Raw genomic sequence first — 24,245 nt, forward strand, 5'->3', positions numbered from 1 at the left:
GTGAAGAGCGTCAAAGGGCAAAATCCGTGTGCTATGCTGCGCGCAGGATGTGGTGAGGGAGTGGAAGATGTTGTACCTGACAAAATTACGCAATGCAGAAAGTGACTTTACTGAAAATGAGCAAAAGATAGCCGACTTTCTGCAAGCCAGGGTGAGCGAACTGAAATCCGTTTCTTCACGAAATATGGCGAAACAGCTCGGTATTAGCCAGTCGAGTATTGTGAAGTTCGCTCAGAAACTCGGCGCGCAAGGGTTTACTGAATTGCGTATGGCGTTAATTGGCGAATACAGTGCCAGCCGGGAGAAAACGAATGCCACGGCACTGCACCTGCACAGTTCGATTACCAGTGATGATTCGCTGGAAGTGATCGCGCGCAAACTGAATCGCGAAAAAGAGCTGGCGCTGGAGCAAACCTGCGCGTTGCTCGATTACGCGCGGCTGCAAAAAATCATTGATGTCATCAGTAAAGCGCCATTTATTCAGATAACGGGCCTGGGCGGATCGGCGCTGGTGGGGCGCGATCTGTCGTTCAAACTGATGAAAATTGGCTATCGCGTGGCCTGCGAAGCCGACACGCACGTACAAGCCACCGTTTCCCAGGCGTTGAAAAAAGGCGATGTACAAATCGCTATCTCTTACAGCGGCAGTAAAAAAGAGATTGTCTTGTGCGCAGAAGCGGCACGAAAGCAGGGGGCAACGGTGATTGCCATTACTTCTCTGACTGACTCTCCGCTGCGGCGGCTGGCGCATTTCACGCTCGATACCGTTTCCGGCGAAACCGAATGGCGTAGCTCGTCGATGTCTACCCGCACGGCGCAAAATTCTGTTACCGATTTACTGTTTGTTGGCCTTGTGCAACTCAATGATGTCGAGTCATTGAAAATGATTGAGCGCAGCAGTGAGCTAACACAACGCCTGAAATGATGCATAAAGCAGCGACTGGATTGAGATTTTCCTGAATTAGTGAGCTGATACGCAGCAATATTTTGTTTATCCTGTATTTTCAGAGGGAATGGAGTGTAACGCTCTGTATTAACAAGGAGAGCATTAAAATGGGTAAACTCACGGGCAAGACAGCACTGATTACAGGCGCATTGCAGGGAATTGGCGAAGGAATTGCCAGAACTTTTGCACGTCATGGCGCGAATCTAATCTTGCTGGATATCTCCCCTGAGATCGAAAAGCTGGCGGACGAACTGTGTGGTCGTGGTCATCGCTGTACGGCGGTTGTCGCCGATGTGCGTGACCCGGCGTCGGTAGCCGCTGCTATCAAGCGCGCGAAGGAAAAAGAAGGGCGCATTGATATCCTGGTGAATAACGCAGGCGTTTGTCGCCTGGGCAGTTTCCTCGATATGAGCGATGACGATCGCGATTTCCATATTGATATCAATATTAAAGGCGTATGGAACGTCACAAAGGCGGTGCTGCCGGAGATGATTGCCCGCAAAGATGGCCGCATTGTGATGATGTCTTCAGTCACTGGCGATATGGTGGCCGATCCGGGCGAAACGGCGTATGCCTTAACGAAAGCGGCGATTGTTGGCCTGACTAAATCGCTGGCGGTGGAGTACGCGCAGTCTGGTATTCGCGTTAACGCCATCTGCCCGGGATACGTCCGCACGCCAATGGCGGAAAGCATTGCCCGCCAGTCGAACCCGGAAGATCCAGAATCGGTGCTGACTGAAATGGCAAAAGCAATCCCGATGCGTCGCCTCGCCGATCCGCTGGAAGTCGGCGAACTCGCGGCCTTCCTCGCATCCGATGAATCCAGCTATTTAACCGGTACACAGAATGTGATCGATGGCGGCAGCACGTTGCCGGAGACGGTTAGCGTCGGCATCTGATTCACCTCTGTTTCCTCCCTGCATGTGTGGGGAGGATTTCGTTTTGAACCCGGTTCTTATTCCCTTTTCAACTTCCAAATCACCAAACGGTATATAAAACCGTTACTCCTTTCATGCCCGTTATAAATATGATGGCTATTAGAAAGTCATTAAATATATAAGGGTGCGCAATGGCCGTTAACTTACTGAAAAAGAAATATCTCGCGCTGGTTGCTTCTCTGCTGCTGGCAGGCCATGTACAGGCAACAGAACTGCTGAACAGTTCTTATGACGTCTCCCGCGAGCTGTTTGCCGCCCTGAACCCGCCGTTTGAACAGCAATGGGCCAAAGATAACGGCGGCGACAAACTGACGATAAAACAATCTCATGCCGGGTCATCAAAACAGGCGCTGGCGATTTTACAGGGCTTAAAAGCAGACGTTGTCACTTATAACCAGGTGACCGACGTACAAATCCTGCACGACAAAGGCAAGCTGATCCCGGCGAACTGGCAGTCGCGCCTGCCGAATAATAGCTCGCCGTTCTACTCCACCATGGGCTTCCTGGTGCGTAAGGGTAACCCGAAGAATATCCACGACTGGAACGATCTGGTGCGCTCCGACGTGAAGCTGATTTTCCCGAACCCGAAAACCTCCGGTAACGCGCGTTACACCTATTTAGCCGCGTGGGGTGCAGCGGATAAAGCCGACGGTGGCGATAAAGCCAAAACCGAACAGTTTATGACTCAGTTCCTGAAAAACGTTGAAGTGTTCGATACCGGTGGTCGTGGCGCAACCACCACTTTTGCCGAGCGCGGCCTGGGCGATGTGCTGATTAGCTTCGAATCGGAAGTGAACAACATCCGTAAACAGTATGAAGCGCAGGGCTTTGAAGTGGTGATTCCGAAAACCAATATTCTGGCGGAATTCCCGGTGGCGTGGGTCGATAAAAATGTGCAGGCCAACGGTACGGAAAAAGCAGCAAAAGCCTACCTGAACTGGCTCTACAGCCCGCAGGCGCAAACCATCATCACCGACTATTACTACCGCGTAAATAACCCGGAAGTCATGGACAAACTGAAAGACAAATTCCCGCAGACCGAATTGTTCCGCGTGGAAGACAAATTTGGCTCCTGGCCGGAAGTGATGAAAACTCACTTCACCAGCGGCGGCGAGTTAGACAAGCTGTTAGCGGCGGGGCGTAACTGATGTTTGCTGTCTCCTCCAGACGCGTGCTGCCGGGCTTTACCTTAAGCCTCGGCACCAGTCTGCTGTTTGTGTGCCTGATTTTGCTGCTGCCGCTCTCCGCGCTGGTGATGCAGCTCTCTGAGATGAGCTGGGCGCAGTACTGGGAGGTGATCACCAACCCGCAGGTGGTCGCGGCCTACAAAGTGACGCTGCTGTCGGCGTTTGTGGCATCGATTTTTAACGGCGTTTTCGGCCTGCTGATGGCGTGGATCTTAACCCGCTATCGCTTTCCGGGCCGCACGCTGCTTGATGCGCTGATGGATTTACCCTTTGCGCTGCCAACGGCAGTGGCCGGTTTAACGCTGGCCTCGCTCTTTTCCGTGAACGGTTTTTACGGTGAATGGCTGGCGAAGTTTGATATCAAAGTCACCTACACCTGGCTGGGGATTGCGGTGGCGATGGCCTTTACCAGCATTCCGTTTGTGGTGCGTACCGTGCAGCCGGTGCTGGAAGAGTTAGGCCCGGAATATGAAGAAGCGGCAGAAACGCTCGGCGCAACGCGCTGGCAGAGTTTCTGCAAAGTGGTGCTGCCGGAGCTTTCTCCGGCGCTGGTGGCAGGCGTGGCGCTGTCGTTTACCCGTAGTCTTGGTGAGTTTGGCGCGGTGATATTTATCGCCGGGAACATCGCCTGGAAGACGGAAGTGACGTCGCTGATGATTTTTGTTCGCTTACAGGAGTTTGATTACCCGGCGGCGAGCGCGATTGCCTCGGTGATCCTCGCGGCATCCCTGCTGCTGCTGTTCTCAATTAACACTCTGCAAAGTCGCTTTGGTCGGCGTGTGGTAGGTCATTAATGGCGGAAGTGACACAGTTGAAGCGTTATGACGCGCGCCCGATTAACTGGGGCAAATGGTTTCTGATTGGCATCGGGATGCTGGTTTCGGCGTTCATCCTGCTGGTGCCGATGATTTACATCTTCGTACAGGCATTCAGCAAAGGGTTGATGCCGGTTTTACAGAATCTGGCCGATCCAGACATGCTGCACGCCATCTGGCTAACGGTGATGATTGCGCTGATCGCCGTGCCGGTGAACCTGGTGTTCGGCATCCTGCTGGCCTGGCTGGTGACACGTTTTGATTTTCCTGGGCGTCAGTTGCTGCTGACGCTGCTGGATATCCCGTTTGCCGTCTCTCCGGTGGTCGCAGGCCTGGTATATCTGCTGTTCTACGGCTCTAACGGCCCGCTGGGCGGCTGGCTTGATGAACATAATCTGCAAATTATGTTCTCCTGGCCGGGAATGGTGCTGGTCACCATCTTCGTCACCTGTCCGTTTGTGGTGCGCGAACTGGTGCCGGTGATGTTAAGCCAGGGCAGCCAGGAAGACGAAGCGGCGATTTTGCTTGGCGCGTCTGGCTGGCAAATGTTCCGCCGCGTCACATTGCCGAATATTCGCTGGGCGCTGCTTTATGGCGTGGTGCTGACCAACGCCCGCGCGATTGGCGAGTTTGGCGCGGTATCGGTGGTTTCCGGCTCGATTCGCGGCGAAACCCTGTCGCTGCCGTTACAGATTGAATTGCTGGAGCAGGACTACAACACCGTCGGCTCCTTTACCGCCGCCGCGTTGTTGACGCTGATGGCGATTATCACCCTGTTTTTAAAGAGTATGTTGCAGTGGCGCCTGGAAAATCAGGAAAAACGTGCGCAGCAGGAGGAACATCATGAGCATTGAGATTGCCAATATTAAGAAGTCTTTTGGTCGCACCCAGGTGCTGAACGATATCTCACTGGATATTCCTTCTGGTCAGATGGTCGCGTTGCTGGGGCCGTCCGGCTCCGGGAAAACTACGCTGCTGCGCATTATTGCCGGGCTGGAGCATCAAACCAGCGGGCATATTCGCTTCCACGGTACCGACGTCAGCCGCCTGCACGCGCGCGATCGTAAAGTCGGTTTCGTGTTTCAGCATTACGCGCTGTTCCGCCATATGACGGTGTTCGACAATATCGCTTTCGGCCTGACGGTGCTGCCGCGTCGCGAGCGCCCGAATGCCGCAGCCATCAAAGCGAAAGTGACAAAATTGCTGGAGATGGTCCAGCTTGCGCATCTGGCGGATCGTTATCCGGCGCAGCTTTCCGGCGGCCAGAAACAGCGTGTGGCACTGGCGCGCGCGCTGGCTGTGGAACCGCAAATTCTGCTGCTCGATGAACCGTTTGGCGCGCTGGATGCGCAGGTGCGTAAAGAGCTGCGTCGCTGGCTGCGTCAACTGCATGAAGAGCTGAAATTCACCAGTGTGTTCGTTACCCACGACCAGGAAGAGGCGATGGAAGTCGCCAACCGCGTGGTGGTGATGAGTCAGGGCAATATCGAACAGGCCGATGAACCGGATCAGGTATGGCGCGAACCGGCGACCCGTTTTGTGCTCGAATTTATGGGCGAAGTAAACCGCCTGCAGGGAACCATTCGCGGCGGGCAGTTCCACGTTGGTGCACATCGCTGGCCGCTGGGGTATACACCTGCGTATCAGGGGCCGGTGGATCTCTTCCTGCGCCCGTGGGAAGTGGATATCAGCCGCCGCACCAGCCTTGAATCGCCACTGCCGGTCCAGGTGCTGGAAGCCAGCCCGAAAGGCCACTACACCCAATTAGTCGTGCAGCCGCTGGGGTGGTACAACGAACCGCTGACGGTCGTGATGCATGGCGACGATGCCCCGCAGCGTGGCGAGCGTTTATTCGTTGGTCTGCAACATGCGCGGCTGTATAACGGCGACGAGCGTATTGAAACCCGCGATGAGGAACTTGCTCTCGCACAAAGCGCCTGATAGGTTGAGTGAATGTTAAACGCCCGGAGGCGCTTCCCGCGATCCGGGCTTTTTAATGGCAAGGTTTGTAACCTGTAGGCCTGATAAGACGCGTAAGCGTCGCATCAGGCAACACCACGTATGGACAGAGATCGTGAGTACATTAGAACAAACAATTGGCAATACGCCTCTGGTGAAGTTGCAGCGAATGGGGCCGGATAACGGCAGTGAAGTGTGGTTAAAACTGGAAGGCAATAACCCGGCAGGCTCGGTGAAAGATCGTGCGGCGCTATCGATGATCGCCGAGGCGGAAAAGCGCGGGGAAATTAAACCGGGCGACGTGCTGATTGAAGCCACCAGTGGCAATACTGGCATTGCGCTGGCAATGATTGCCGCGCTAAAAGGCTATCGCATGAAATTGCTGATGCCGGACAACATGAGCCAGGAACGCCGTGCGGCGATGCGTGCTTATGGTGCGGAACTGATTCTTGTCACCAAAGAGCAGGGCATGGAAGGGGCGCGCGATCTGGCGCTTGAAATGGCCAATCGTGGTGAAGGAAAGCTGCTCGATCAGTTCAATAATCCCGATAACCCTTACGCCCATTACACCACTACCGGGCCGGAAATCTGGCAGCAAACTGGCGGGCGCATTACCCATTTTGTCTCCAGCATGGGGACGACCGGCACTATCACCGGCGTTTCACGCTTTATGCGCGAACAATCCAAACCGGTGACCATTGTTGGCCTGCAGCCGGAAGAGGGCAGTAGCATTCCCGGCATTCGCCGCTGGCCTGCGGAATATCTGCCAGGCATCTTTAACGCATCGTTGGTGGATGAGGTGCTGGATATTCATCAGCGCGATGCAGAAAACACCATGCGCGAACTGGCAGTGCGGGAAGGAATATTCTGTGGCGTCAGCTCCGGCGGCGCGGTTGCTGGCGCGATACGCGTGGCAAAAGCTAACCCTGGCGCGGTGGTGGTGGCGATCATCTGCGATCGCGGCGATCGCTACCTTTCTACCGGGGTGTTTGGGGAAGAGCATTTTAGCCAGGGGGCGGGGATTTAAAATTATTGCGCAGGCACCGTTTTATCCGTCTGCGCAATCAGCGCATGTAAAAAAGGTTGCGCATTTTCATCGCTCTTACCGGGCATCTTCACGATGTAAGGCTTACCGGTAATCGATGATGACGAAGCCACCTTATCAATAAACTGCTCGGCGGTATCAATGCGGTTGCGTGTGTTGCCGAGCTTCAACTTCAGATGCGAAACTGCTTCATCGCAGGTATGTTCATCACCGTTGCGCACAAATATCAAATCCCTTTTCTGTGCTAATCCATCCAGCATGGCGTTGATGCGGGCTTCTTCGTGGGCAGTTAACTTCGCGTAAGCGGGGAGTGTCATTAGCAGCGTAATGACCAGACAAATGATTTTCTTCACTGAATTACCATATCCTTGTTTTGGGATAGCCGATTTGACTGCCAAAATCAGGTAAAGTTTCGGTTGGGATGCGATGAGGATCATCGGCAAGGAGAAAAATTAAATGAGTAGTTTGTTGTTGTTTAACGATAAGGGCAGAGCGTTGCAGGCGGATATTGTCGCTGTGCAGTCGCAGGTGGTGTATGGCAGCGTAGGCAACAGCATTGCCGTGCCTGCTATTAAACAGAACGGCCTGAATGTCTTTGCCGTGCCGACCGTGTTGCTCAGCAATACGCCACATTATGATACGTTCTACGGTGGTGCGATTCCTGACGAATGGTTTAGCGGCTATTTACGTGCACTACAGGAGCGTGATGCGCTGCGCCAGCTGCGCGCTGTCACCACCGGTTATATGGGAACCGCGTCGCAAATCAAAATACTTGCCGAGTGGCTGACTGTATTACGCGAAAATCATCCTGACTTATTGATTATGGTCGATCCGGTCATTGGCGATATTGATAGCGGTATCTACGTCAAACCTGATCTTCCGGAGGCGTATCGGCAATATTTGTTGCCACTGGCGCAGGGAATTACGCCAAATATCTTTGAGTTGGAAATCCTGACCGGTAAAAACTGCCGCGATCTCGACAGCGCCATTGCCGCAGCAAAAAGTTTGCTTTCAGACACATTAAAATGGGTGGTTATTACCAGCGCCTCTGGTAACGAAGAAAATCAGGAGATGCAGGTGGTGGTGGTCAGTGCCGACAGCGTGAATGTCATTTCCCATTCTCGGGTAAAAACCGATCTGAAAGGTACAGGCGATCTGTTTTGTGCCCAGCTTATCAGTGGATTGTTGAAAGGTAAGGGATTAACTGACGCGGTACATAGCGCAGGCTTACGCGTGCTGGAGGTGATGCGCTACACCCAGCAACATGAGAGCGATGAATTGATTTTGCCGCCGTTGGCGGAAGCATAAAAAATGGCGCCGATTGGCGCCATTTTTCACTGCGGCAAGAATTACTTCTTGATGCGAATAACCGGAGTTTCACCCACAGTCACGCTACCGGACAGTTTGATCAGTTCTTTGATTTCGTCCATGTTGGAGATAACAACCGGAGTCAGGGTAGACTTGGCTTTCTCTTCCAGCAGCGGGAGATCGAATTCAATCACAGTATCGCCAACTTTCACGCGCTGACCTTCTTCAGCAATACGCTTGAAGCCTTCGCCTTTCAGTTCAACAGTGTCGATACCGAAGTGAACGAACAACTCAACGCCGCTATCAGATTCGATGGAGAACGCGTGGTTGGTTTCAAAGATTTTACCAATGGTGCCGTCAACCGGAGCGACCATTTTGTTACCAGTTGGTTTGATAGCAATACCATCACCAACGATTTTTTCCGCAAAAACGACATCCGGCACGTCTTCGATATTGACGATCTCGCCAGAGAGCGGAGCAATGATCTCAATAGTTCCAGTATCCTTCTTGTCGTCGGAAACCAGAGATTTCAGTTTATCGAACAAACCCATGATCTTCTCCTAAGCAGTAAATTGGGCCGCATCTCGTGGATTAGCAGATTGTTTTTTCTTCAATGAACTTGTTAACCAGCGTCATTAACTCGTCCGTTGTCGGTTGAGCAAGAGCCTGCTCTGCTAACACCTTCGCATCTTCGAAGTTCGTGTTACGGATAATCTTCTTAATGCGCGGGATAGAAATGGCGCTCATAGAGAATTCGTCCAGACCCATCCCCAGCAACAGAAGTGTAGCACGTTCATCGCCAGCAAGCTCACCACACATACCTGTCCATTTGCCTTCAGCATGAGAAGCATCAATAACTTGCTTGATCAAGTTCAGCACGGACGGTGACATTGGCTGGTAAAGGTGTGAAATCATATCATTACCACGGTCAACTGCCAGAGTGTACTGCGTTAAATCATTGGTGCCGATACTAAAGAAATCAACTTCTTTGGCTAAATGACGCGCAATTGTCGCGGCAGCCGGTGTTTCCACCATTACGCCAATTTCAATTGACTCGTCAAACGCTTTACCTTCGTCGCGCAGTTCCTGTTTGTAGATTTCGATCTCTTTGCGCAGTGCACGCACTTCTTCAACAGAGATGATCATCGGGAACATGATGCGCAATTTACCGAAAGCAGAGGCACGCAGGATAGCGCGAAGCTGATCGCGCAGGATCTCTTTACGATCCATCGCGATACGGATAGCGCGCCAGCCGAGGAACGGGTTCTCTTCTTTCGGGAAGTTCATGTACGGCAGCTCTTTATCGCCGCCAATGTCCATGGTACGAACAATAACTGCCTGTGAGCCACACGCTTCAGCCACCGCTTTGTAAGCCGCAAACTGTTCTTCTTCGGTTGGCAGCGCGTCACGGTCCATGAACAGGAATTCGGTACGATACAGACCAACGCCTTCAGCGCCGTTACGCTCTGCACCTTCAACGTCACGAACAGTACCGATGTTAGCGCACACTTCGACCTGGTGACCGTCCAGCGTAATTGCTGGCAGATCTTTCAGTTTAGCAAGCTCTGCTTTTTCAGAAGCAACTTGCTCCTGAACGGCGCGCAGTTTATCAATAACTTCATTGGTTGGATTGACGTAAACCTGATTGTTTACGGCATCCAGAATCAGATAGTCGTCGTTTTTCACCTGAGAGGTGACGCTACCGGTACCCACGATGGCTGGCAGTTCCAGAGAACGCGCCATGATAGAGGTGTGGGAAGTCCGGCCACCCGCGTCGGTGATGAAACCCAGCACCTTCTTCAGGTTTAGCTGTGCGGTTTCAGACGGCGTCAGGTCAGCGGCAACCAGGATTACTTCATCCTGAATGGCGCTCAGGTCGATGATCTTCAGCCCAAGGATGTTGCGCAGCAGGCGCTTACCGATATCACGTACGTCAGCCGCACGCTCTTTCAGGTATTCGTCATCCAGTTCTTCCAGGGCAGAAGCCTGACCTTCGATAACTTCATGAGCAGCTGCATCAGCGGTCATGTGCTTATCTTTAATCAGGGCTATGATTTCCTGCTCCAGCTCCTCATCTTCGAGCAACATAATATGCCCTTCGAAGATGGCTTCTTTTTCTTCACCGAACGTTTCACCAGCTTTCGTTTTGATCGTTTCCAGCTGGGCAGATGCCTTGGCACGACCGCTCAGAAAACGTTCAACTTCCTGATCAACCTGGTCGGCAGAAATTTTTTTCCGGTCAATGACGATTTCGTCTTCTTTCAAAAGCAGAGCTTTACCGAAAGCGATACCCGGGGATGCTAAAATGCCTGAAATCATAACCCTACCTTACTTGTGACTGATTTTTAAAAGAACCCGGGAAATTACTCGAGTTCCGCCATCAGTTTAACCAGATGTTCAACCGCTTTTTGCTCGTCTTCGCCTTCTGCAGAGATAGTCACAACGGTGCCTTGAGTCAGGCCCAGAGTCTGCAGTTTGAACAGGCTTTTGGCGCTGGCGCTTTTGCCGTTAGAAGTCACAGTAATTTCAGAAGTGAAGCCCTTAGCTTCTTTTACAAACTGGGCAGCAGGGCGGGTGTGCAGACCGTTCGGAGCGGTAATGGTAACTTCTTGCTGGAACATTGTATTTCCCCAACTTATAGGTTTAGTGTTGTGGAACTAAAGTCTAGCCTGGCGGTTCGACTTTAGCCTGTATTGTTAGCGCCAGTTTTAACAGACGCGACGCACGAAGTGCTCTATACAGTCCATTGCTGGCGGATGTTGGCCGCTGACGTTTCGTTCATCATTAAACATTATGCCGCTAAAGGAAGACTTGAACCAAATCATAAAATCGATTCAGCTAAGGCTTTTCCTGTAACGATTAATTTCGCGCATCAAAATAATTAGTCAGGTTAAATACCAGTTCCGACAAGTTGAATCAATGCCAGGAGGGTTGAAAGTTTGAAGCAGGCCACAAAAAAGCACCTGAAAAGGTGCTTTTTTACGCATTTTTAACAAGCTGGCATTACTGTTGCAGTTCTTTCTCAGTAAAGAGATCGGCAAACAGTGCAGTGCTTAAATAACGCTCACCCGATGATGGTAGAATAACCACAATATTCTTATTGGTAAAGCTTTCATCTTCTTGTAGTTTCAACGCTGCAGCAACAGCCGCGCCGGAAGAGATCCCGGCAAGAATGCCTTCTTCTTCCATCAGGCGACGCGCAGTAGAGATGGCTTCTTCATTGGTGATGCCAATAACTTTGTCGACCAGTTTGAGATCAAGGTTAGCCGGGATAAAGCCAGCACCGATGCCCTGGATTTTATGCGGCCCGGGTTTGATTTCTTCACCTGCCAGCGCCTGGGCGATAACAGGAGAGTCGGTTGGTTCAACGGCGACAGAGATGAGGTCAGTCTTGCCTTTGGTGCCTTTAATGTAGCGGCTGACGCCGGTCAGCGTACCGCCAGTGCCGACACCAGCAATAAACACATCGACCTGACCGTCAGTATCTTCCCAGATCTCCGGGCCGGTGGTTTTTTCATGAATTTCCGGGTTTGCCGGATTGCTGAATTGTTGCAGCAGCAAGTATTTTTCTGGATTGCTGGCAACAATTTCCTCCGCTTTTTGAATCGCACCTTTCATGCCTTTAGCACCTTCGGTCAGCACCAGGTTTGCACCTAACGCTTTGAGCAGCTTGCGGCGTTCAATACTCATGGTTTCCGGCATGGTCAGAGTGAGTTTATAACCGCGAGCGGCAGCCACATACGCCAGTGCAATCCCGGTATTGCCACTGGTTGGCTCCACCAACTCAACGCCCGGCTTCAGTACGCCGCGCTTTTCGGCATCCCAAATCATATTGGCACCGATACGGCACTTAACGCTGAAGCTGGGGTTTCGGGATTCCACCTTCGCCAGAATACGTCCGTTACCGATGCGATTCAGGCGAACCAGCGGTGTGTGACCGATAGTCAGCGAGTTATCTTCAAAAATCTTACTCATGGCCTGTCCTTAACTGTATGAAATTGGGATACAACAGGTAGCATACCCGCTCAGAGAATATGCGGAAGTAAGGATTTAGCATATCTATATGCAGAAGGGAAATAATGGCTCGCAAGATGGAATAAGGGGTGGCATAAGCCACCCCTGTTCCACACATAATGTTTACAAAATAATCGGTAAATTGTTACCGCCATAATGCATGTTTAGCGCGGTAGCAATCGACCCACATCGCCGTCGCACCACAAACGGCCACCGGCATGATGAACAGGTTGAGTACCGGGATCATCGTGAACAAGCTGGTTAAAGCACCAAACTGCATATTAGTGATTTTGCGCGTGCGCAGGGCAGTGCGCATCTCTTTGAATGGCACTTTGTGGTTATCGAACGGATAGTCGCAGTACTGGATGGCTAACATCCAGGCGCTGAACAGGAACCACAGCACCGGTGCGACGGTTTGCCCAATGCCAGGGATGAAGTAAAGGATCAGCAATACAATCGCGCGCGGCAGATACCAGGCAAACTTTTGCCATTCACGTTTCATAATCCGCGGCACATCTTTCATGATGCCGAAGATACCGGTATCCGGTGGCGTAGCGCCAGTCAGTCTTGCTTCCAGTTGTTCAGCCAACAAACCGTTAAATGGTGCGGCAATCCAGTTGGCGATGGTGGAGAAAAAATAGCCAAAAACCAGTAGCACGGAGATAACCGCTACAGGCCACAGCAAATAGCTCAACCATTGCAGCCAGTCAGGTACGTGACTCATTAACGACGGGATCCAAACATCCAGCTGGCTAAAGAGCCACCAGAACGCGCCTCCCATCAACAAGATATTGATCAACAGCGGTAAGATGACAAAACGGCGAATCCCAGGTTGCGAGACGAGCTTCCAGCCTTGCGCAAAATAGTAAAAACCGCTGCGTGAGGCAGATGTGAATGTTGAAACCATAATCAGGATATGCTCCTTTTGACCAATCCCAGGAAAGTTCTGCGTATTTTACCGGGTATTTGCGCAATGGACAGTTAGGATATGTTCGAAAAACCAGCAAAAAGCACGATTTCATCTATCTTTGTGCTGTGAAAGTTAATAGTGCACTTGCACTTGAGGTAATCGACAAATACTCTTAGTGAGTAAATGTTTGCCGTGGTGGCAAGGTGTTAGAACAACAGAGAATATAATGATGCAGGATTTGCGTCTGATATTAATCATTGTTGGCGCGATCGCCATAATCGCTTTACTGGTACATGGTTTCTGGACCAGCCGTAAAGAACGATCTTCTATGTTTCGCGATCGGCCACTAAAACGAATGAAGTCAAAACGTGACGACGATTCTTATGACGAGGATGTCGAAGATGATGAGGGCGTTGGTGAGGTTCGTGTTCACCGCGTAAATCATGCCCCGGCTAACGCCCAGGAGCATGAGGCTGCTCGTCCGTCGCCGCAACACCAGTACCAACCGCCTTATGCGTCTGCGCAACCGCGTCAACCGGTTCAGCAGCCGCCTGAAGCGCAGGTACCGCCGCAACATGCTCCGCATTCAGCGCAGCCTGTTCAGCAACCGCAGCCAGTGCAACAACCGCAGCCAGTACAGCAGCCGGCTTATCCGCCGCAGCCTGAACAGCCGGTTGCTTCGCAGGTGCCTCCAGCTCCGCAGCCTACTTTCCAGACCGCGGAACCTGTAGCGGCACCGCAGCCTGAACCTGTAGCTGAACCAGCGCCTGTGATGGATAAGCCGAAGCGCAAAGAAGCGGTGATCATCATGAACGTCGCTGCGCATCACGGTAGCGAGCTGAACGGCGAACTGCTTCTTAATAGCATTCAACAGGCGGGCTTTATCTTTGGCGATATGAATATTTATCATCGCCATCTTAGCCCGGATGGCAGCGGCCCGGCGTTATTCAGCCTGGCGAATATGGTGAAACCGGGAACCTTTGATCCTGAAATGAAGGATTTCACAACGCCGGGTGTCACTATCTTCATGCAGGTGCCGTCTTACGGTGATGAACTGCAAAACTTCAAGCTGATGCTGCAATCTGCGCAGCATATTGCCGATGAAGTAGGCGGCGTAGTGCTTGACGATCAGCGCCGTATGATGACTCCGCAGAAACTGCGCGAGTATCAGGACATCATCCGCGAAGTCAAAGACGCCAACGCCTGATACACTTAGGGCAAATTAACTTCTTTTCGAACCCCCGCTTGTCGGGGGTTTTTAGCATTGATGGTGCGATATGGAATCAATCGAACGACAACTGACAGAACTGCGAACGACGCTTCGCCACCATGAATATCTTTATCATGTGATGGATGCGCCGGAAATTCCCGACGCTGAATACGACAGGCTGATGCGCGAGTTGCGTGAGCTGGAAGCCAAACATCCAGAGCTGATTACCCCTGATTCACCTACCCAACGTGTAGGTGCTGCGCCGCTGGCAGCCTTTAGCCAGATCCGTCATGAAGTGCCAATGCTGTCCCTGGATAACGTATTTGATGAAGAGAGTTTTCTCGCTTTCAACAAACGCGTACAGGATCGTCTGAAAAGCAACGAAAAAGTGACCTGGTGCTGCGAGTTAAAGCTCGATGGGCTTGCCGTCAGCATTCTGTATGAGAATGGTGTATTGGTAAGCGCTGCGACCCGTGGCGATGGCACCACCGGGGAAGACATCACGTCTAACGTGCGTACCATTCGCGCCATTCCGCTGAAACTGCATGGTGAGAATATTCCAGCACGTCTGGAAGTGCGTGGTGAAGTGTTCCTGCCGCAGGCGGGCTTTGAGAAGATTAACGAAGAGGCGCGACGCACGGGCGGAAAAGTGTTTGCTAACCCACGTAATGCGGCGGCAGGTTCTCTGCGCCAGCTTGATCCGCGTATCACTGCGAAGCGACCGCTTACTTTCTTCTGCTATGGCGTTGGCGTACTGGAAGGTGGCGAATTGCCGGACACTCATCTGGGCCGCTTAATGCAGTTTAAAGCGTGGGGATTACCAGTCAGCGATCGGGTAACGCTTTGCGAATCAGCAGAAGATGTGTTGGCGTTTTACCACAAAGTGGAAGAAGACCGCCCGACGCTGGGCTTTGATATTGACGGTGTAGTCATTAAGGTCAACTCGTTGGCGCAGCAGGAGCAACTTGGCTTTGTTTCCCGCGCCCCGCGCTGGGCTGTTGCGTTTAAATTTCCGGCGCAGGAACAAATGACTTTTGTGCGTGATGTAGAGTTTCAGGTTGGGCGTACAGGTGCAATTACGCCCGTTGCGCGTCTGGAGCCTGTCCATGTTGCAGGCGTGCTGGTGAGCAACGCCACACTGCATAACGCCGACGAAATTGAACGTCTCGGTTTACGCATTGGCGATAAAGTGGTGATTCGCCGCGCAGGTGACGTGATCCCACAAGTGGTTAACGTCGTGCTTTCTGAACGCCCGGAAGATACCCGTGAGGTTGTATTCCCGACGCATTGTCCGGTATGTGGTTCTGACGTGGAACGTGTAGAAGGCGAAGCCGTGGCCCGCTGTACTGGTGGCCTGATTTGCGGTGCTCAACGTAAAGAATCGCTGAAACACTTTGTTTCCCGTCGTGCGATGGACGTTGATGGCATGGGTGACAAAATTATCGACCAGCTGGTTGAAAAAGAATACGTCCACACTCCGGCGGACCTGTTCAAACTCACCGCAGGCAAACTTACCGGGCTGGAGCGAATGGGGCCGAAATCGGCACAAAATGTGGTTAACGCGCTGGAAAAAGCGAAAGAAACCACCTTTGCCCGCTTCCTCTATGCCCTTGGCATCCGTGAAGTCGGTGAGGCTACCGCAGCAGGTCTGGCGGCATATTTTGGTACGCTGGAAGCGCTGGAATCAGCCTCGATTGAAGAGCTGCAAAAAGTGCCAGACGTCGGGATCGTGGTGGCATCTCATGTTCACAACTTCTTTGCCGAAGAAAGCAACCGCAATGTCATCAGTGAGCTGTTGGCGGAAGGCGTTCACTGGCCTGCGCCGGTGGTGATTAACGCGGAAGAGATCGACAGCCCGTTTGCCGGTAAAACTGTGGTGCTCACCGGTAGCTTAAGTCAGATGTCGCGTGATGACGCTAAAGCTCGACTGGTCGAACTGGGCGCGAAAGTGGCGGGCAGCGTGTCGAAGAAAACCGATCTGGTGATTGCCGGAGAAGCTGCAGGCTCTAAACTGGCGAAGGCGCAGGAACTGGGCATTGAAGTCATCGACGAAGCGGAAATGCTGCGTTTGCTGGGGAGCTGAGGTGGAGAAAGAGCAGCTGATTGAAATTGCCAATACGGTGATGCCGTTTGGCAAGTACAAAGGGCGTCGCTTAATTGACCTGCCGGAAGAGTATCTGCTGTGGTTTGCCCGCAAAGATGAGTTTCCGGCAGGCAAACTTGGTGAGTTAATGCAAATCACGTTGCTGATTAAAACCGAGGGGCTGACGCAACTGGTCCAGCCCCTGAAACGTCCGCTTTAAACTTTTCCGGCGCTGCTTTCCTGCTGCGCCTGCAGTTGCTCGGTCTGGCGCTTATAACGACGCGCCAGTACCGCGCAAACCATCAGTTGGATCTGATGGAAAATCATCAACGGCAGTACCATCATACCGATCACCGATGTGGGGAACAGAATGTTCGCCATCGGAATACCATTCGCCAGACTCTTTTTCGAGCCACAGAAGACGATAGTGATTTCATCCGCCTTATTGAAACCCAGTCGACGCGCCATAAAGACGTTAATCACAATCACAATAGCCAGCAATACGCAGCTAACTACCACAATAAACAGCAGCGAACCCCAACCGACTTTGTGCCAGATGCCGTTAACGACGGCTTCGCTGAATGCCGTATAAACGACCAAAAGAATGGATGTCTGGTCGGTTTTTGCTATCCACTTTTTATTGCGTGCTACCCAGTTACCAATCCACGGGCGAGAAAGATGTCCCAGCACGAACGGCAGCAGTAGTTGCAACATAATCTTACCGACCTGTTCCAGACTGCCTTCTGCTCCGTGGATATTCATTACCAGACCGACCAGCAACGGCGAAAGGAAAATCCCCAGCAGGCTGGATGCCGACGCAGAACAAACCGCCGCCGCGACATTGCCGCCCGCCATTGAAGTAAAGGCGATTGCAGACTGCACGGTAGCCGGGAGAATGCACAAATAGAGAAAACCGGAATAGAGCATCGGATCGACATTTACCGGTTTCCACCAGGCAAACAGTACGCCCAGAATCGGAAACAGTACGAAGGTGCTGCACATTACCCACAAATGCAATCGCCAGTGACTACCGCCAGCAATTATCGCCTCACGCGACAGCTTCGCACCGTGCATAAAGAACAACAGGGCAATAGCTGCCGTGGTCAGATTTTCAAAGAAGGGGACAAAACCGCCTCTGGCCGGAAAGAAAGAAGCCAGCAATACCACCGTGATCAGGGTTAAAGTGAAAGGATCGAGGATACGAAAAAGTTTCATAAAGACTCCAGATGACCGATGCTTTCATTGTGCGTTGTTCTGATTGATAAATAAAACTGAATTGCTTATCAATTTGTGCGTGGTAATGGGAAGTCAGGGGGGAGCTTCGCCTGGTTGGCAAATAGGGGCCGTTAACTGAGGGAACTATGTGACAGCCGAAAAAATCACAGAAGGTTATTACTACTGATGTACATAGCAGTTTTAGCATGATCAGCGCTGGTTTTAGAACGGGTATTATATTGAATAAAGAATGTCACCCGGAGAGAGCGTTTCACTCACTTTATTATTAACGGTGCGGTAAAACTATGAGGGCAGACTCAGGTTTAATAACAGGAACTGCCTTTTAATTGTATATTTCACGCGAACAATAAATATCATGAATGTGATTGCCTCATATATTTTCGATGTGATTGTTTAGTGTTGCTGTTACTGGGTTAGTGGTTTATCTAAAAACTCATGATCATTACGCAATAATAGGGTGGCTTTCTTAATGTTTTCAGAATCGATATCAAATCGCAATTGATCATTACAATAAAAGATATTGGTAAATTTGATGTGTTTCAGGATATTTAAAGGGGAGGCTCAAATCGAAGGGGACGACGGTGAATCTAAAACTACAGTTAAAATTTCTTTCATTTCTGCAATTCTTTTTGTGGGGAAGTTGGCTAAACACATTTGGTTCTTATATGTTTATTACGCTGCGCTTCAAAGGAGAAGATATTGGTGCAGTCTACAGTACATTGGGTATTGCAGCGGTGATAACGTCAACACTATTTGGCATTGTGGCAGATAAATGGATTAGCGCTAAATGGATTTATGCCGCTTGTCACTTTTTTGGCGCGGTAACATTATTTATCGCGGCATCTGTTACAACACCTTCGGCAATGTTCATTGTCATTTTACTTAACTCTCTCGTTTATATGCCAACGCTTGGCTTGAGTAATACGATTTCCTATTACCGTATACAAAATGCGGGTATGGATATTGTGACTGAGTTTCCACCAATACGCATCTGGGGAACGATCGGATTTATTGTTGCGATGTGGGCAGTAAGTCTGGCTGGTTTTGAATTAAGTCATATGCAATTGTATATCGGAGCGGCGGCTTCATTAGGGTTAAGTCTGTTTACGTTGACATTACCCGTTGTACCGGTGGCTAAATCTAACCAGGCCCAAGGAATAATAGACGTTCTCGGGCTGCGTGCATTTGCACTGTTCAAAAATAGCAAAATGGCTATTTTCTTTATCTTTGCCATGCTGCTTGGGGCAGAATTACAGATTACCGGAATGTTTGGAAATACTTTTCTCCACAGCTTCGAGAGTGTTCCAGAGTTTGCCAATAGTTTTGTTGTCACCCATGCTTCTATTTTGTTATCGATTTCTCAGATATCCGAAGTTTGTTTCATTCTTGCTATTCCCTTTTTTCTGAAAAAATATGGTATTAAAAATGTCATGCTGATGAGCATGATTGCCTGGATGCTGCGCTTTGGTTTATTCGCTTATGGCGATCCTTCATTCGGCGGTACTATTCTGTTAATTCTTTCGATGATTGTTTATGGCTGTGCCTTTGACTTCTTCAATATATCTGGCTCGGTATTTGTTGAACAAGAAGTTGATCCCTCGATCCGTAATAGTGCTCAGGGCGTATTCCTGATGATGGCCAATGGTTTTGGTTGTATTCTGGGTGGTTTTATTAGTGGCAAAGTCGTCGATTATTTAACAACGGATGGTAACCCGCAATGGGCAACCATTTGGCTGGTATTTGCTGGGTATTCACTGGTTCTTGCTCTCGCATTTATGGTGTTGTTTAAATATAAACACAACGGTGCCACGACGACGTCCAGTCATTACGCCTGATACGGTATTTATCAAAATTAATAATGTTTTACAGGATTCGTAAAGGAGGATGTTATGGCAAATCAATTGTATAACCAATGTCGGGTCTATTGTGCACCCTGGCGATTAGATGCTTTAAATTTAAATGACATCATCGATCAATGGATTGACGATGGTCTGTTACCGCCCTTGATTCATACTTTTCTTCCTTATCGTGATGATGCCGGTGCCTCCAGTGAAGAGGAGATTTTTGTTAACGATGTCGCGAATATGGACAACAGCGTTGGGGTTATCGGTTATTTCGATGGCGGAACCTATGATTCCGGTTGTGCGTGGGAAGTGGGCTATGCATGGGCTTCAGGAATGCCGGTACATCTGGTTACGACCGACTTTCTCTTATGGGCGGCAGGTAACTCTTCAGAGTTTTACCCTATAAGTAAGCTGATAAATTATGTAGCAAAAGTTGTATCAGTGTCAGATTCTGATGCCAGTATCAGCAACTATCGTGAACAAACATCAGACATCATCAATCGTGCATTGCAAATATTTCAGCAAAATTTAATTGCCGACTTCGGCACGACGATTACTCCAGCTATACCCGTTACTCCACTGCCCATTGAGTATGATTACTATCTTGATCCTAACTTTATGTATACAGAACCATCTCGGGGCTTACTGGAGAATATCAAAGACGCGATCGTTAGTGTGGGTAAAACATTTATCGTTGGTGACAACATGAATGATATTGCGACTGATATTGATAATTTAAGAAAATCCAGACAAGCCATTTTTTATTCTGATACCTTTGAGCCGAATGTTGACACCGGTATTATGAATGGCATTGCCTATGCATTAGGGCAGCAATCGATTATTTATTGTAGTAAGCAACAAAAATATCAGTCTGCACTGACGACCGATTATCTAAATTTAATGATAACCTGGTCATCAACGGTGGCACATTCATTTGCAGAGCTTGAAGCATTGATTGACAACAAAGAAATGTAATAGTTTATTCTTCTTGATTATCAGGTGAGTGATTGCCTGATAATCAACTTTTTAAATTAACTACCAAAATAAATTATACCGTCGTTATATCTCTCTGCCGGGGGACGGTATGATCGATTTAAAAAATATATTGAATATCTCTGGCAAATGTATTGGTCAGTCACGACTTTTTCTCGTTATAAGAAGAAGTGACACATATTTAACGAATAATGTTTATTACAAGGACTTTCCATGACCCAATCTCATTTTTCACAAAACCCGTGGTATTGCGCAGATATCATTCGTCGCCACAAACCAAACTTTACCCCACGCGTTGCGTTTATTCTTGGTTCGGGGCTGGGTGCGTTGGCTGAACAGATTGAAGGTGCGGTCGCTATTTCTTATAGCGATTTGCCGGGATTTCCGGTGAGTACCGTACATGGTCACGCAGGAGAGTTGGTCCTCGGCATGCTCTCTGGTGTGCCTGTAGCTTGCATGAAAGGTCGTGGCCATTTTTATGAGGGCCGTGGAATGACAGTCATGACTGATGCGATTCGTACGTTCAAGTTGCTGGGCTGTGAGTTGTTGTTCTGCACTAATGCTGCAGGCTCGCTTCGCCCGGAAGTTAGGGCGGGCAGTTTGGTTGCGCTGAAAGATCACATCAACACGATGCCAGGCACACCGATGACAGGCCTTAATGATGATCGCTTCGGCGAGCGCTTTTTCTCATTAGCGAACGCTTATGATGCTGATTATCGGGCCGTTTTGCAGTCCGTCGCGCAGGAAGAAGGTTTTCCGCTCCCAGAGGGCGTTTTTGTTTCTTATCCAGGGCCTAACTTCGAAACGGCGGCAGAAATACGCATGATGCAGATGATTGGCGGTGACGTTGTGGGTATGTCTGTAGTGCCTGAAGTGATTACCGCACGTCATAGCGAAATGAAAGTCGTTGCTGTGTCTGCAATAACTAATATGGCGGAAGGTTTAAGCGATGTGAAATTGTCACATGCCCAAACGCTGGCTGCAGCGGAATTATCCCGGCAAAACTTTATCAATCTGATTTGCGGATTCTTACGCAAAATCGCCTGAAAGCAATAAAAAATGGCCTCGCGGATGGGGCCATCTCACTGCGATAAGGAAACCAAAAATGAATATCGCAACGCGTTTAAAGATTATGTCTTTTCTGCAATATTTTATCTGGGGGAGTTGGTTAGTTACCCTCGGCTCTTACATGATAAACACCTTACATTTTACCGGGGCTGATGTTGGTATGGCATACAGCTCTAAAGGCATTGCGGCTATTATCATTCCAGCCATTATGGGTATTATTGCAGATAAATGGTTACGAGCTGAACGTACCTATATGCTGTGCCACTTTATTTGCGCCGGGGTACTTTTTTATGCCGCCTCCGTGACTGAACCGAATATGATGTTCTGGATAATGTTGCTTAACGCAATGGCGTTCATGCCCACTATTGCATTATCCAATAGTGTTTCTTATTCGTGTCTGGCCCAGGCCGGATTAGATCCGGTAACCTGTTTTCCGCCAATCCGTGTTTATGGCACTGTGGGATTTATTGTCGCCATGTGGCTGGTGAGTTTATTGCATCTGGAGTTAAGTAGTTTGCAGCTGTATATTGCTTCTGGTGCTTCTTTAGTGTTAGCGGTCTATGCATTAACGCTACCGAAAATTCCAGTGGCGGAGCATAAAATCAGCACTACGCTTTCCAGTAAATTAGGTCTGGATGCGTTTGTGTTATTTAAAAATCCGCGTATGGCGATTTTCTTTTTATTTGCCATGTTATTAGGTGCGGTACTACAAATTACTAACGTTTTTGGTAACCCGTTCCTGCATGATTTTGCTCGTAACCCTGAATTTGCTGATAGCTTCGTGGTGAAATATCCTTCCATCCTGCTCTCTGTTTCGCAAATGGCGGAAGTCGGCTTCATTCTTACTATTCCCTTCTTCCTGAAGCGTTTTGGCATAAAAACCGTCATGTTGATGAGTATGGTCGCGTGGACATTACGCTTTGGCTTCTTTGCCTTTGGCGACCCATCGCCAGGTGGCTTTGTATTATTGTTGTTATCGATGATTGTGTATGGCTGTGCGTTCGACTTTTTTAATATCTCAGGTTCAGTGTTTGTCGAACAGGAAGTGGATTCCAGTATTCGCGCCAGCGCTCAGGGCTTATTTATGACGATGGTCAACGGCGTTGGGGCGTGGATCGGCTCTCTTCTGAGTGGTATGGCGGTTGACTATTTCACGGTTGATGGTGTGAAAGACTGGCAAACTATCTGGTTGGTATTTGCTGCGTATGCGCTGGCCCTGGCAGTGATCTTTGCCCTGTTTTTCCGTTATAAGCATGAACCTGAAAAAATGGCACAAAAATCATTAGCTCACTGATGTAAACGGGGTTGACCTTTATTGCAATGTGCTAGATTTGGAGCCTTACCAAACTTATGGAGCGCAATAATCATGGAAAGTACACATCGTATTGATCTCAAGTTATTGCGCTATTTTCTTGCGGTTGCAGAAGAACTTCACTTTGGGCGGGCGGCTGCGCGGCTCAATATGTCGCAGCCGCCATTAAGTATTCATATTAAAGATCTGGAACAACAACTGGGCACGTTGCTGTTCGTTCGTCATTCGCGCAGTGTGGCGCTCACTCATGCGGGAAAAATTTTACTGGAAGAATCACGACGGTTACTGGCGAATGCCAGTCAGGCGATGGCACGGGTTGAGCAGATTGGTCGCGGTGAGGCAGGGCGGATTGAGCTGGGCGTGGTGGGAACAGCAATGTGGGGGCGAATGCGTCCGGCGATGCGGTGCTTTCTGAAAGAATGCCCCAATGTTCATGTCTCATTTCGTGAAAAATCACCAGGCATGCAAATGGCGTTGCTGGAGCGGCGGGAACTGGATGCGGGTATCTGGCGGATGGCGATTGAACCAACCACGGGGTTTACCAGCTTACGCTTACATGAATCCTCTTTTCTGGTTGCTATTCCGCAAGACCATCATCTGGCATCGCGAGATGCTATCCCGCTAACTGCATTACGCAATGAATACTTTGTAACGCTGCCTTCCGTCCATTCTGACTGGGCGTTTTTACAGCGCGTTTGTCAGCAGGCAGGTTTTTCACCGATGATCGTCCGGGAGGCCGTAGAGCCGCAAACTGTGCTGGCGATGATCAGTATGGGATTGGGCGTGACATTAATGGCAGATAGCTATGCCCAGATGAGTTGGCCCGGTGTGGTATTTCGTCCACTGGAAGAACGTATTCCGGCAGATCTGTATATTGTCTATGAACAGCAACACGCGACGCCTGCGCTGGAGAGGTTGGTTAATGCTTTGATCGCGTGAAGGAATATCGCAGATAGCAAAAAAGCGCCTTTAGGGCGCCTTTTTACATTGGTGGGTCGTGCAGGATGACTCGATTCGCTCGCCCTTCGGGCCGTCGCCGCAAGCGGCTCCGTTGTTTCGCTGCGCTCAACCCGAACCTGCTGCAGGTTCGAATCTTTGAGTATCGCAGATAGCAAAAAAGCGCCTTTAGGGCGCCTTTTTACATTGGTGGGTCGTGCAGGATGACTCGCTTCGCTCGCCCTTCGGGCCGTCGCCGCGAGCGGCTCCGTTGTTTCGCTGCGCTCAACTCGAACCTGCTGCAGGTTCGAATCTTTGAATATCGCAGATAGCAAAAAAGCGCCTTTAGGGCGCTTTTTTACATTGGTGGGTCGTGCAGGATTCGAACCTGCGACCAATTGATTAAAAGTCAACTGCTCTACCAACTGAGCTAACGACCCG

At 50.1% G+C, this 24,245-nt stretch carries 23 protein-coding genes, 1 tRNA gene and 2 other RNA genes; 16 read left to right on the forward strand and 10 right to left on the reverse strand.

Annotated features, from left to right (window positions below):
• Window positions 1–67: 67 nt before the first annotated feature.
• The 7 genes from murR (at window position 68) to cysM (ending at window position 6,872) form a co-directional block, all read left to right on the forward strand.
• The gene (murR, locus tag FEK47_RS10330) at window positions 68–925 is read left to right on the forward strand and encodes an HTH-type transcriptional regulator MurR (RefSeq protein WP_131162080.1); all 858 of its coding nucleotides are present in this window, start codon (window positions 68–70) and stop codon (window positions 923–925) included.
• 128 nt (window positions 926–1,053) lie between these two features.
• Window positions 1,054–1,845: an SDR family oxidoreductase UcpA gene (gene ucpA / locus FEK47_RS10335; protein ID WP_000517431.1), complete on the forward strand. Its 792-nt coding sequence runs from the start codon at window positions 1,054–1,056 to the stop codon at window positions 1,843–1,845.
• Between the two features lie 170 nt (window positions 1,846–2,015).
• Window positions 2,016–3,032: a thiosulfate/sulfate ABC transporter substrate-binding protein CysP gene (gene cysP, locus FEK47_RS10340; RefSeq protein WP_135487429.1), complete on the forward strand. Its 1,017-nt coding sequence runs from the start codon at window positions 2,016–2,018 to the stop codon at window positions 3,030–3,032.
• Window positions 3,032–3,865, forward strand: coding sequence for a sulfate/thiosulfate ABC transporter permease CysT (gene cysT, locus FEK47_RS10345; protein ID WP_000458420.1), 834 nt, complete (start codon window positions 3,032–3,034; stop codon window positions 3,863–3,865). Before cysP ends, cysT begins: the two co-directional genes overlap by 1 nt.
• Window positions 3,865–4,740, forward strand: a complete 876-nt coding sequence (cysW, locus tag FEK47_RS10350; RefSeq protein ID WP_064526347.1) for a sulfate/thiosulfate ABC transporter permease CysW — start codon at window positions 3,865–3,867, stop codon at window positions 4,738–4,740. Before cysT ends, cysW begins: the two co-directional genes overlap by 1 nt.
• A complete protein-coding gene (gene cysA, locus FEK47_RS10355; protein ID WP_135487430.1) occupies window positions 4,730–5,827 on the forward strand; it encodes a sulfate/thiosulfate ABC transporter ATP-binding protein CysA in 1,098 nt (365 codons plus the stop codon). Before cysW ends, cysA begins: the two co-directional genes overlap by 11 nt.
• Window positions 5,828–5,960: 133 nt before the next feature.
• Window positions 5,961–6,872 (forward strand): cysteine synthase B, encoded by a 912-nt coding sequence (gene cysM / locus FEK47_RS10360; protein WP_130216852.1) that lies wholly within the window; start codon window positions 5,961–5,963, stop codon window positions 6,870–6,872.
• Window positions 6,873–6,874: 2 nt separating this feature from the next.
• On the opposite strand, the gene FEK47_RS10365 is transcribed toward cysM, so the two are convergent.
• The gene (locus FEK47_RS10365) at window positions 6,875–7,243 is read right to left on the reverse strand and encodes a YfeK family protein (protein WP_130221984.1); all 369 of its coding nucleotides are present in this window, start codon (window positions 7,241–7,243) and stop codon (window positions 6,875–6,877) included.
• Between the two features lie 103 nt (window positions 7,244–7,346).
• On the opposite strand from FEK47_RS10365, the gene pdxK reads away from it, so the two are divergent.
• The gene (gene pdxK / locus FEK47_RS10370) at window positions 7,347–8,198 is read left to right on the forward strand and encodes a pyridoxine/pyridoxal/pyridoxamine kinase (protein ID WP_135487431.1); all 852 of its coding nucleotides are present in this window, start codon (window positions 7,347–7,349) and stop codon (window positions 8,196–8,198) included.
• A 41-nt stretch (window positions 8,199–8,239) separates the two neighbouring features.
• On the opposite strand, the gene crr is transcribed toward pdxK, so the two are convergent.
• From crr to cysZ, 5 genes are all read right to left on the reverse strand, one after another.
• Window positions 8,240–8,749: a PTS glucose transporter subunit IIA gene (crr, locus tag FEK47_RS10375; RefSeq protein ID WP_000522247.1), complete on the reverse strand. Its 510-nt coding sequence runs from the start codon at window positions 8,747–8,749 to the stop codon at window positions 8,240–8,242.
• Between the two features lie 40 nt (window positions 8,750–8,789).
• Window positions 8,790–10,517 (reverse strand): phosphoenolpyruvate-protein phosphotransferase PtsI, encoded by a 1,728-nt coding sequence (ptsI, locus tag FEK47_RS10380; RefSeq protein ID WP_000623129.1) that lies wholly within the window; start codon window positions 10,515–10,517, stop codon window positions 8,790–8,792.
• A 44-nt stretch (window positions 10,518–10,561) separates the two neighbouring features.
• The gene (ptsH, locus tag FEK47_RS10385) at window positions 10,562–10,819 is read right to left on the reverse strand and encodes a phosphocarrier protein Hpr (RefSeq protein WP_000487600.1); all 258 of its coding nucleotides are present in this window, start codon (window positions 10,817–10,819) and stop codon (window positions 10,562–10,564) included.
• A gap of 382 nt (window positions 10,820–11,201) precedes the next feature.
• Window positions 11,202–12,173, reverse strand: a complete 972-nt coding sequence (gene cysK / locus FEK47_RS10390) for a cysteine synthase A (protein WP_000034402.1) — start codon at window positions 12,171–12,173, stop codon at window positions 11,202–11,204.
• Between the two features lie 184 nt (window positions 12,174–12,357).
• The gene (cysZ, locus tag FEK47_RS10395; RefSeq protein WP_130207372.1) at window positions 12,358–13,119 is read right to left on the reverse strand and encodes a sulfate transporter CysZ; all 762 of its coding nucleotides are present in this window, start codon (window positions 13,117–13,119) and stop codon (window positions 12,358–12,360) included.
• Window positions 13,120–13,348: 229 nt separating this feature from the next.
• On the opposite strand from cysZ, the gene zipA reads away from it, so the two are divergent.
• The 3 genes from zipA to FEK47_RS10410 all read left to right on the forward strand — a co-directional run bounded on the left by zipA (window position 13,349) and on the right by FEK47_RS10410 (window position 16,635).
• On the forward strand, window positions 13,349–14,329 hold the full coding sequence (gene zipA, locus FEK47_RS10400; RefSeq protein WP_130221982.1) for a cell division protein ZipA: 981 nt from the start codon (window positions 13,349–13,351) through the stop codon (window positions 14,327–14,329).
• Between the two features lie 70 nt (window positions 14,330–14,399).
• Window positions 14,400–16,415, forward strand: coding sequence for an NAD-dependent DNA ligase LigA (gene ligA / locus FEK47_RS10405; RefSeq protein WP_138183177.1), 2,016 nt, complete (start codon window positions 14,400–14,402; stop codon window positions 16,413–16,415).
• A gap of 1 nt (window position 16,416) precedes the next feature.
• A complete protein-coding gene (locus FEK47_RS10410; RefSeq protein ID WP_111948453.1) occupies window positions 16,417–16,635 on the forward strand; it encodes a DUF3820 family protein in 219 nt (72 codons plus the stop codon).
• Here FEK47_RS10410 and FEK47_RS10415 read toward each other — a convergent pair.
• Window positions 16,632–17,630: a bile acid:sodium symporter family protein gene (locus FEK47_RS10415; protein ID WP_130207366.1), complete on the reverse strand. Its 999-nt coding sequence runs from the start codon at window positions 17,628–17,630 to the stop codon at window positions 16,632–16,634. The two genes, FEK47_RS10410 and FEK47_RS10415, sit on opposite strands and share 4 nt — an antisense overlap.
• A gap of 602 nt (window positions 17,631–18,232) precedes the next feature.
• On the opposite strand from FEK47_RS10415, the gene FEK47_RS10420 reads away from it, so the two are divergent.
• The 5 genes from FEK47_RS10420 (at window position 18,233) to FEK47_RS10440 (ending at window position 23,807) form a co-directional block, all read left to right on the forward strand.
• Complete coding sequence (locus tag FEK47_RS10420) at window positions 18,233–19,486, forward strand: nucleoside permease (RefSeq protein ID WP_138183178.1); 1,254 nt, start codon at window positions 18,233–18,235, stop codon at window positions 19,484–19,486.
• Window positions 19,487–19,540: 54 nt separating this feature from the next.
• Window positions 19,541–20,470, forward strand: coding sequence for a nucleoside 2-deoxyribosyltransferase (locus FEK47_RS10425; RefSeq protein WP_130221979.1), 930 nt, complete (start codon window positions 19,541–19,543; stop codon window positions 20,468–20,470).
• A 231-nt stretch (window positions 20,471–20,701) separates the two neighbouring features.
• Entirely contained in the window at window positions 20,702–21,535 is an 834-nt protein-coding gene (xapA, locus tag FEK47_RS10430; RefSeq protein ID WP_135487433.1) for a xanthosine phosphorylase, read from the forward strand.
• A 58-nt stretch (window positions 21,536–21,593) separates the two neighbouring features.
• The gene (locus FEK47_RS10435) at window positions 21,594–22,850 is read left to right on the forward strand and encodes a nucleoside permease (RefSeq protein ID WP_135487434.1); all 1,257 of its coding nucleotides are present in this window, start codon (window positions 21,594–21,596) and stop codon (window positions 22,848–22,850) included.
• 72 nt (window positions 22,851–22,922) lie between these two features.
• Complete coding sequence (locus FEK47_RS10440; RefSeq protein ID WP_130216870.1) at window positions 22,923–23,807, forward strand: LysR family transcriptional regulator; 885 nt, start codon at window positions 22,923–22,925, stop codon at window positions 23,805–23,807.
• Window positions 23,808–23,856: 49 nt separating this feature from the next.
• Here FEK47_RS10440 and FEK47_RS10445 read toward each other — a convergent pair.
• The 3 genes from FEK47_RS10445 to FEK47_RS10455 all read right to left on the reverse strand — a co-directional run bounded on the left by FEK47_RS10445 (window position 23,857) and on the right by FEK47_RS10455 (window position 24,244).
• A non-coding RNA gene (locus FEK47_RS10445) (RtT sRNA) lies at window positions 23,857–23,982 on the reverse strand.
• Window positions 23,983–24,012: 30 nt separating this feature from the next.
• A non-coding RNA gene (locus FEK47_RS10450) (RtT sRNA) lies at window positions 24,013–24,144 on the reverse strand.
• 24 nt (window positions 24,145–24,168) lie between these two features.
• Window positions 24,169–24,244, reverse strand: a tRNA-Lys gene (locus FEK47_RS10455).
• Between the last annotated feature and the right edge of the window lies 1 nt (window position 24,245).

The sequence above is a fragment of the Escherichia sp. E3659 genome, from assembly GCF_005781135.1.
In the GTDB taxonomy this organism is placed as follows: domain Bacteria; phylum Pseudomonadota; class Gammaproteobacteria; order Enterobacterales; family Enterobacteriaceae; genus Escherichia.